Source organism: Neorhizobium sp. T25_27, assembly GCF_002968565.1.
Lineage (GTDB): Bacteria > Pseudomonadota > Alphaproteobacteria > Rhizobiales > Rhizobiaceae > Neorhizobium > Neorhizobium tomejilense.
The window spans coordinates 1-7,702 of record NZ_PVBJ01000030.1 but is presented as its reverse complement, the minus strand read 5'-3'; the positions used below and the strand labels follow the sequence as shown (position 1 = coordinate 7,702).

The 7,702-nt window shown below is 62.3% G+C and carries 7 protein-coding genes; all 7 read right to left on the bottom strand.

Annotation, left to right across the window (positions count from 1 at the left end; genetic code table 11):
- Nucleotides 1–369 precede the first annotated feature (369 nt).
- Nucleotides 370–1,428 carry a dienelactone hydrolase family protein gene (locus C5J24_RS31535; RefSeq protein ID WP_105423700.1) on the bottom strand — a complete coding sequence of 353 codons (1,059 nt, stop codon included), beginning with the start codon at nucleotides 1,426–1,428 and terminating at the stop codon, nucleotides 370–372.
- Nucleotides 1,425–2,159 carry a FadR/GntR family transcriptional regulator gene (locus C5J24_RS31530; RefSeq protein ID WP_105423699.1) on the bottom strand — a complete coding sequence of 245 codons (735 nt, stop codon included), beginning with the start codon at nucleotides 2,157–2,159 and terminating at the stop codon, nucleotides 1,425–1,427. Before C5J24_RS31530 ends, C5J24_RS31535 begins: the two co-directional genes overlap by 4 nt.
- Before the next feature lie 31 nt (nucleotides 2,160–2,190).
- Complete coding sequence (locus C5J24_RS31525; protein WP_046666297.1) at nucleotides 2,191–2,949, bottom strand: ABC transporter ATP-binding protein; 759 nt, start codon at nucleotides 2,947–2,949, stop codon at nucleotides 2,191–2,193.
- Nucleotides 2,946–3,803 carry an ABC transporter ATP-binding protein gene (locus C5J24_RS31520; RefSeq protein ID WP_105423697.1) on the bottom strand — a complete coding sequence of 286 codons (858 nt, stop codon included), beginning with the start codon at nucleotides 3,801–3,803 and terminating at the stop codon, nucleotides 2,946–2,948. Before C5J24_RS31520 ends, C5J24_RS31525 begins: the two co-directional genes overlap by 4 nt.
- A gap of 10 nt (nucleotides 3,804–3,813) precedes the next feature.
- Nucleotides 3,814–4,698, bottom strand: a complete 885-nt coding sequence (locus C5J24_RS31515) for an ABC transporter permease (RefSeq protein WP_371674862.1) — start codon at nucleotides 4,696–4,698, stop codon at nucleotides 3,814–3,816.
- A gap of 22 nt (nucleotides 4,699–4,720) precedes the next feature.
- On the bottom strand, nucleotides 4,721–5,737 hold the full coding sequence (locus tag C5J24_RS31510) for an ABC transporter permease (protein ID WP_105423695.1): 1,017 nt from the start codon (nucleotides 5,735–5,737) through the stop codon (nucleotides 4,721–4,723).
- Nucleotides 5,738–5,810: 73 nt separating this feature from the next.
- The gene (locus C5J24_RS31505; RefSeq protein ID WP_172724208.1) at nucleotides 5,811–7,415 is read right to left on the bottom strand and encodes an ABC transporter substrate-binding protein; all 1,605 of its coding nucleotides are present in this window, start codon (nucleotides 7,413–7,415) and stop codon (nucleotides 5,811–5,813) included.
- Nucleotides 7,416–7,702: the final 287 nt, after the last annotated feature.

Genomic DNA, 7,702 nt, shown 5'->3' with positions numbered 1-7,702 from the left:
GGATGAAGTAGGGGCTGTTTTTGCCAGTTTTCTTGCCAAATCATTGATTGTGCTGTGTGGCACCCCCCTCTGTCCTGCCGGACATCTCCCCCTCAAGGGGGGAGATCGAAGGAGGCGTGCTCAGCGGTCCCTCTCTAATTTGTGCGACGGCAGGAAGCTGGCAGGGAGTGGAATTCGGCAAGCTCAAGGCTTTTTGACTGGATAGGACCTTGCTTCTGGCCGATCTCCCCCCTTGAGGGGGAGATGCCCGGCAGGGCAGAGGGGGGTGCCTCGCGGCATTCTCGCGGCCATTCAGGAAGCCTTTAGAAGGAAGCAGGCTCGACCGGATCCAAGCCCGCATTTCGCGCAGGACCTGCCTTCCAACCCACCTCACATCACCCGATCGAGCCAGTCCATCGCATGGTCCTGCTGGTCAACCGGGAATGCATGAGCTGCGCCGGTCCAGAGACGTGTCACGACACGCTCTTCGGCCCCCGCCGCGCTCCAGATATCGTGAATCTGCCGGTGAGCCGCCAAGGCGGCAGGCGCCGGAAAATGCCGGTCTTCGGCGCCGCTGAAGATCAGTGCCGGTTTCGGCGCGGCGAGCCCTGCAAAATGCGGATAATCGATCTTTCCCGCGATATGCGGATGCAGCATGGAAAAGGCCGACTGGCCGCGAAGCTGGTTGTTGCCCGGCTGCATGAGGCCTTGCAGCGTCCCCATCCAGCCGCCGGCGACGCAGGCGCTGGCATCGTCCGAAAGTGCGGCCGCCTGCCAGGCGCGCGAGCCGCCCATCGAATAGCCGAAGCTCGCCACACGGCTTCCATCGACGCCGGCCAGCGCGCGAAGCCATGCCATGGCCTCGATGTCCTCGAGCAGGATGACGGAGGCGTAGGAAACCCCGAACTGCATGAGATTGGCGGCCAGCGCCTGCTGCGCTTCGTAACCGTTGCCTTTCCGGCTGCCCCAGCCGAGCGCGTCGGCGCAGAGCACGGTGTAACCGCGCCGGGCGAGTTCGTTGCCGACATGCCGGCCGCCGTAAAGTTTCGCCGCCCATCGATCCGTATCCGCTGCGATCTCGGAAGCCTCGCCGGAGCGGCGGATCATCTTCTCCTTGCCGATCGAGAAGAGCGAGCCGTGGTCGTGCAGGAGCAGCACGGCAGGCGTAACGTCATTTGTATCCGGGCGAAGGAGATAGGCTCTCGTCGTTTCGCCGTTCGAAAAGCCAAGTTCGAGCTCTTGGGCCCTGCATCCGTCTTCAGCCCACTCCGTGAGGACCGAGGCGCTTGCGGGCGCGATCCGCCCGACGCCGAGTGCCTGCCGCATCTTGTTCCGTGTACGGTCCTTCCAGTCGGAAAAGCCTTCCGCCGCCGGCCGGAAATGCCAGTCGAACGAGAGGTTGTCGCGCAGCCTCGCTGCGAGGCTGGACATGTTCTCGCTGTCGATCATTTCTCCTGCCGCAGCCGTTCGAGCATTCGGTCGCGGCTGTCGCCCAGGTGCTTGCGCATCGCCCCGCGCGCGCCTTCCACGTCACGGGCTTCGATTGCCTTGAGGATGGCACGGTGTTCTTCATTGACGCGCGCGAGATGCACGGAAAGGCTCGTGTCATCGACCGCATGGGTCGAAAGCCGCATGCGCGGCATCAGGGTCTCGCCGAGATAGTTGAAGATACGGAAAAAATGCTCGTTATGGCTGGCGGTGGCAACGGCGCGGTGGAAATCGAAATCCGCCTGCGTGTCCCGGCTTGCACGGCGGACGGCGACATCCATCGCCTTGCAGGCCGCGGTCATCGCCTGGATATCCGCCTGGGTCCGCCGGTCGGCGGCAAGTGCTGCCGCTTCCGATTCGATGCCGATGCGCAGTTCGAGGCCCTTTACCAGGTTTTCGACCAGCATCAGGTTTTCGTCGCCAAGGCGGAAAGGCGTCACACCCGCGTCCTGGCGAACGAAGACGCCGATGCCATGATGGATCGAGACGAGGCCGCTTGCCCGAAGATTGGCGATCGCTTCCCGAACAACCGTCCGGCTGACGCCCAGTTCGTCGATCAGCGCCTTTTCCGTCGGAAGCTTCGACCCGCGCGGATAGTCCCCAAGCTTGATACGCTCGGCGATCGTGCGCACGACCTGCGAACTCAGGGTCTCCCTGCGGCGCCAGGTAGAGGATGGGGCTTCGGCTGTCATCGGGCACTCCATGGCGTCTCAGATGTGAAACTCAGACAGCTTGGTCGTATTCGAGGCTCGCCTGGATCAGTTCCCGGGCATAGGGATCCTTGGCCTGACCTGTCGCCAGAACGTCTCGGCTCATCACCTCGACCACGCGACCATGCTGCATTACCGCCAGCCGCTCGCACATATGATCGATCACCGCAAGATCATGGGAAACGAAGAGATAGGTCAAGTTGCGTTTTGCACGCAGATCGGCGAGCAGATTGAGGACTTCCGCCTGCACCGAGACGTCGAGCGCCGAGGTCGGCTCGTCGAGGAGCAGGATGCGCGGCTCCAGAATGAGCGCGCGTGCGATTGCCACCCGCTGGCGCTGGCCGCCGGAAAGCTCGTGCGGGAACCGCGACAGGAAGGCCGGATCTAGACCGACATCGATCAGAGCCCGCTCCATGCGTTCGACCTGACGGTCCATGCGATGGATGCGGAGCGGCTCCTGAAGCGCCGTGCGGATCGACTGGCGCGGATGGAGCGAACCGTAGGGATCCTGGAACACCATCTGGACCGTGCGGCAATATTCGACGAAGGGCATGTCGTTGACCGACCGTCCCTCGAGCTGGATATCGCCTTCCCAGACATTCAGGAGACGGGCGATACAGCGCAGGATGGTCGATTTGCCGGAACCGGACTCGCCGACGAGCCCGAAGGATTCGCCGGCCTCGACCGAAAAGCAGACGTCGCCGAGAATGCGCTTCTTTGCCAGACCGTAGCCGAGATCGATCGAGAGATTGCGGACGTCGATGGCGGTCATGCGCGCACCTCTTTGGTCTCTGGGGAGATGGTTTGGCGGTTCAGGACCGGAAGCGGCTTGCGGCTGCCGCCGATATGCGGCTGTGCGGCAAGCAACCCTTGGGTATAGGGATGCGTGCAGTTGCGCATGTCCCGGGCCGCCCGTTCCTCGACGACCTCGCCATGGCGCATGACCATAACCCGGTCGCAGAAATTGCGCACCAGGTTGAGGTCGTGGCTGATCATGATGAGGCCAATGCCCTTGTTGGTCACCAGCTCGTTCAGGATGTTGAGGACCTGCATGCGCACCGTGACGTCGAGCGCGGATGTGGGCTCGTCGGCGATGATGATCTGCGGCTCGGGGATCAGCATCATGGCGATCATGATGCGCTGGCCCATGCCGCCCGACACTTCATGCGGATAAAGGCCGAACACCCGTTCCGGATCGCGGATCTTCACCGCTTCCAGCATTTCCAGCGTCTTCTGCTTCGCCGCCTGGGCCGATGCCCTGCTGTGGACGCGGTAGGCCTCGGCGATCTGGTCGCCAACGCGGTGCACCGGGTTGAGCGAGAATTTCGGATCCTGCAGAATCATCGAAATGCGTCGGCCGCGGATCGTCAGCATCTGCTTTTCGCTGGCCGAGATGAGGTCGGTACCGCTGAAATCCATGCGGTCGGCCTCAATCTTCGCGGTCGGCAGCAGCTTCAGCAGCGCGCGACCGATCGTCGACTTGCCGGAGCCGGATTCGCCGACGATGCCGAGCCGCTCGCGGCCGAGATCGAAGGAAACGCCCTTGACGACGGTGTTGTAGGTCTTGCCGCTGCGATAGCTGACGCGGAGATTTTCCACCTTCAGAAGTGCCTGGCTGTTGTCCATGGGGAAAATCCTAACGCTGTTTCGGATCCAGCGCGTCGCGCAGGCCGTCGCCGAGAAGGTTGAAGGCAAGGCTGACGAGCAGGATGGCACCGCCCGGGAAGGCGACCAGCCACCAGTTGTCCAGCATGTAGCGCCGGCCGGTGGCGATCATCGCCCCCCATTCGGGCAGCGGAGGCTGGGCGCCGAGCCCCAGGAAGCCGAGGCCGGCGGCCGTCAGGATGACGGTCGCCATCGAAAGCGTGATGCGTACCAGGACCGAAGGCAGGCACATCGGCATGATCGACTTGACGATGATGCGCAGTGACGACGCGCCCTGCATGCGCGAGGCCGAGATATAATCGGCGCCGCGGAAGGTCAGCGTTTCGGCGCGGGCGAGGCGGGCGATCGGCGGCCAGGTGGTGAGGCCGATGGCGATGATCGCATTTTCGAGGCCGGCACCGAGGGCTGCGACGAAGGCGAGCGACAGGATGAGGCTCGGGAAGGACAGGAAGATATCGGTGATACGCATCATGATCGTGTCGTACCAGCCGCCGAAATAACCGGCCGTCGTGCCGACCAGCAGCCCGATCGGGCCGACGATCACCGACACGATGGTGATGATCGTCAGGCTGATGCGCGTGCCGTAGATGATGCGGCTCATGATGTCGCGGCCGAGCTCGTCGGTCCCGAACCAGTGCTCGGCACTCGGCGGCTTCAGCGTATTGCCGAGATCGATGACATTCGGGTCATAGGGCGCGATCAGCGGCGCGACGATCGCCGTCAGGACCAGGATGGTGATGACGACGAGGCCGAAGCCCGAAGACGGGTTGCCGAGAAGTTCGCGGATGACGGCGAGCAGCCGGCGGAAGGCCGAATTTGGGTTTGAGCGAGTACCGTTCATGGCCACGTCCTGCATATCGAGAGATTGAGCTGCCATGTCACCGCGTCCTCGGATCGAAGATCTTGTAAAGCGCGTCGGAAAGCAGGTTGAGCGCAATGAAGATGATGCCGACCAGCAGCACGCAGGTCATCACCGCGTTCATGTCGCCGATCAGCATGTTGTTGGTGATGTATTGGCCGAAGCCCGGCCAGGAAAACACGGTTTCGATGAGGACCGCGCCTTCCAGCAGGCTGCCATAGGCGAGCGCCACGATCGTCACCAGCTGCACCCGGATGTTTGCGAACGCGTGATGCCAGATGGTGCGGCCCTTGGACAGCCCCTTCACCCGCGCCGTGGTCACGTATTCCTGGTTCAGCTGGTCCAACATGAAACTGCGGGTCATGCGGGTGATATAGGCCATCGACGAATAGCCGAGGATGCTCGCCGGCAGCAGCAGATGGTTGACCGCATCCCGCAAGACCTCCCAGTCGCCGGCGATGATCGAGTCGATCAGCAGGAAGCCCGTCGTTTCCGGCACCAGGCCGATATAATAATCCGAGAGGCGGCCGCCGCCGCCGACCAGATCCAGCGCCGCATAAAAGATGATCAGGCCGATCATGCCGGTCCAGAAGATCGGCATGGAATGGCCGATCAGGGTGAGGAACCGGATGATGTGGTCGACCGGCCGGTTGCGGCGCACGGCTGCCAGTATCCCGAGCGGAATGCCCAGGCCCGCCCCGACGATGATCGCGAAGGTCGCAAGCTCGATCGTCGCCGGCATGACATGCAGGATGTCGTTGATGACCGGCTGCCCTGTCCGGATCGACGTCCCGAAATCGCCTTGAGCCAAATCGCTCACATAGCGAAAGAACTGCTGGTAGAGAGGAAGGTTCGCGCCGATCCGTTCCGCGACCGTGTCGTATGTGGCCTGGTCGGCCTCTTCGCCGACAATGGCGCGGACCGGATCGACGGGCATCAGCCGTCCGATGCAGAAGGTCAGGATCAGCAACCCGAGAAGGGTTGCCAATATGGTGCCGGCCTGCCGCGTGAAAGCGGTGAGACGCTCGTTGTTCATGGGACTTCCTCAGAACCGTACCGGATGCCGCGGCGCTGCCAGGCCAGGAGGCCGACGCCGCGGCAGCCGACGATTATCGTTCTTTCTTGACGGTGCGAAGCTGGGTGGACCAGGACGGGTTCAGTTCGAGACCCTTGATGTCGGCCCGGAAGCCGACACTGTCGACCACTTCCGAGAAGGGCTGGATCGCCGGCACCATATCCGCGTAATAGGTCTGGATCTCCTGATACTGCTTGGTCTGCTTGTCCTTGTTGCCTTCGACGAGAGCATCATCGACCATCTTGTTGATCTTCTCATCATAGAAGGACGTGCGCCAGCCCTGGAAATTCGTCAGCTTCGCCTCATCCGCATTGTTGGGATTGTAGACGATGGCACGGAAGTTCGAGTCCGGATGCGGCAACTGGCCGCCGCCGCCGCGACCGACGAGAAGCTCATATTTGCGTTCGCGCATCGCGCCGTAGATCTGGTCGCCGGAGCCGGTGACGATCTCGGCCTTGATGCCGGCCTGCGCCAGCGTCGCCTGGATGGCAGTCGCAAGGCTCATGAACGGCACGTCGGAAATGGCGCGCAGCGTGGTCGGGAAGCCGTTCGGGTAACCGGCCTCGGCAAGCAGCGCCTTGGCCTTCGCGACGTCGAGCTTGTAGCCCGCATTCGGCAAGGCGCCGAAGATGCCCGCCGGAACCGGACGATCGCGCAGCTTGCCGAAATAGGGCAGCACGCTGTCATTCAGGCCCTGGTAGTCGATGAGATAACGCAGCGCCTCGCGAACCTTCGGCTTCTGGAACTTCTCGTCCTTCATGGAGACGGCCAGATAATAGAAGCCGCTGCCGCCATTCGTCTGGATCTTGACGTCCTTGCTGCTCTCGAGCGCCTTGAGGTCGGCCGCCGACATGGAGAAGGCGATGTCGATATCGCCCTTTTCGAGCATCAGCCGCTGGCTCTGCGATTCAGCCAGATGGCGCATCATGATCCGGCGCATGGCCGGCTTCTCGCCCCAGTATTTCGGGTTCTGCTCGAGCGTGACGCGCTCGTTCGACTGCCACTGGCCAAGCGTGAACGGACCGGAGCCGGCAGAGTTGTTGGTGAGCCAGGCGGCGCCCATATCGCCGTTCTTGTCGTGCTCTATGACCGTCTTCATGTCGAGGATGGAGCCTGGGCCGACGATGCCGAGCGTCTGCACGATGACCTGCGGATCGACCTTCTTCGGCAGCTTGATGACGACCGTGCCGTCGTCCGGAGCGGTGAAGCTTGCATCGGCATTGGCCGCAGAAAAGCCGTGGGTCTTCAGGAATGACGCCTGCGCCAGATTGAGCTTCATCAACCGCTTGAAGGACCAGATCACATCCGCCGAGGTCACCGGGTTTCCGGAAGCAAAAGTCGCCCCTTTGCGCAGCTTGAAGGTGATCGAGCCGTTGTCGTCGGCGATCGTCCAGCTTTCCGCCAGCTGCGGATTGACCTGTGCGCGATTGACGGCATCGAGCGCCACAAGGTTGTCATATATGTTTGTGAGAACCTGTACGGTCTCCTTGCCGGTGATGGCGGCGGGATCGAGCGTCAGGATATTGGTCATCGAGAAGCCGACGACCAGCATATTGGGTGGGGTTTCGGCATAGGCAGGCTGGAAAAACAGAGCGGAACCGAGCAATACCGGTCCCATTATTCTCGATAGCGGCGTCATGGCCGTCCTCCCTTGGATTGCCGGTCTCCTCCCGGCAGATAGATAATCGCGATCCAAGAGATATGATGTCTTACGACACCTGTCAATCCGAAATGCCGCCTTCCCCACTCGCAGCGCAGTGGCTGGGAGCAGGCACCAGACATGTTTCCGAATCCGCTTTCTGAAGCAGAAGAGGCAATCGCATATGAGGATGTATGGCGGCGCGGCATTCGTAACCCTCCCCCTTGTGGGGAGGGTGGCCGGCAGGCGGGAGGGGTTTTGATGCAGGATGAAGTCCCCTCCCCAAC

Excerpts from the sequence above, each read along its gene's own strand:
- C5J24_RS31505 (WP_172724208.1), bottom strand. The coding sequence starts at position 7,415 with ATGACGCCGCTATCGAGAATAATGGGACCGGTATTGCTCGGTTCCGCT.
- C5J24_RS31530 (WP_105423699.1), bottom strand. The coding sequence starts at position 2,159 with ATGACAGCCGAAGCCCCATCCTCTACCTGGCGCCGCAGGGAGACCCTG.
- C5J24_RS31535 (WP_105423700.1), bottom strand. The coding sequence starts at position 1,428 with ATGATCGACAGCGAGAACATGTCCAGCCTCGCAGCGAGGCTGCGCGAC.
- C5J24_RS31515 (WP_371674862.1), bottom strand. The coding sequence starts at position 4,698 with ATGCAGGACGTGGCCATGAACGGTACTCGCTCAAACCCAAATTCGGCC.
- C5J24_RS31520 (WP_105423697.1), bottom strand. The coding sequence starts at position 3,803 with ATGGACAACAGCCAGGCACTTCTGAAGGTGGAAAATCTCCGCGTCAGC.
- C5J24_RS31525 (WP_046666297.1), bottom strand. The coding sequence starts at position 2,949 with ATGACCGCCATCGACGTCCGCAATCTCTCGATCGATCTCGGCTACGGT.
- C5J24_RS31510 (WP_105423695.1), bottom strand. The coding sequence starts at position 5,737 with ATGAACAACGAGCGTCTCACCGCTTTCACGCGGCAGGCCGGCACCATA.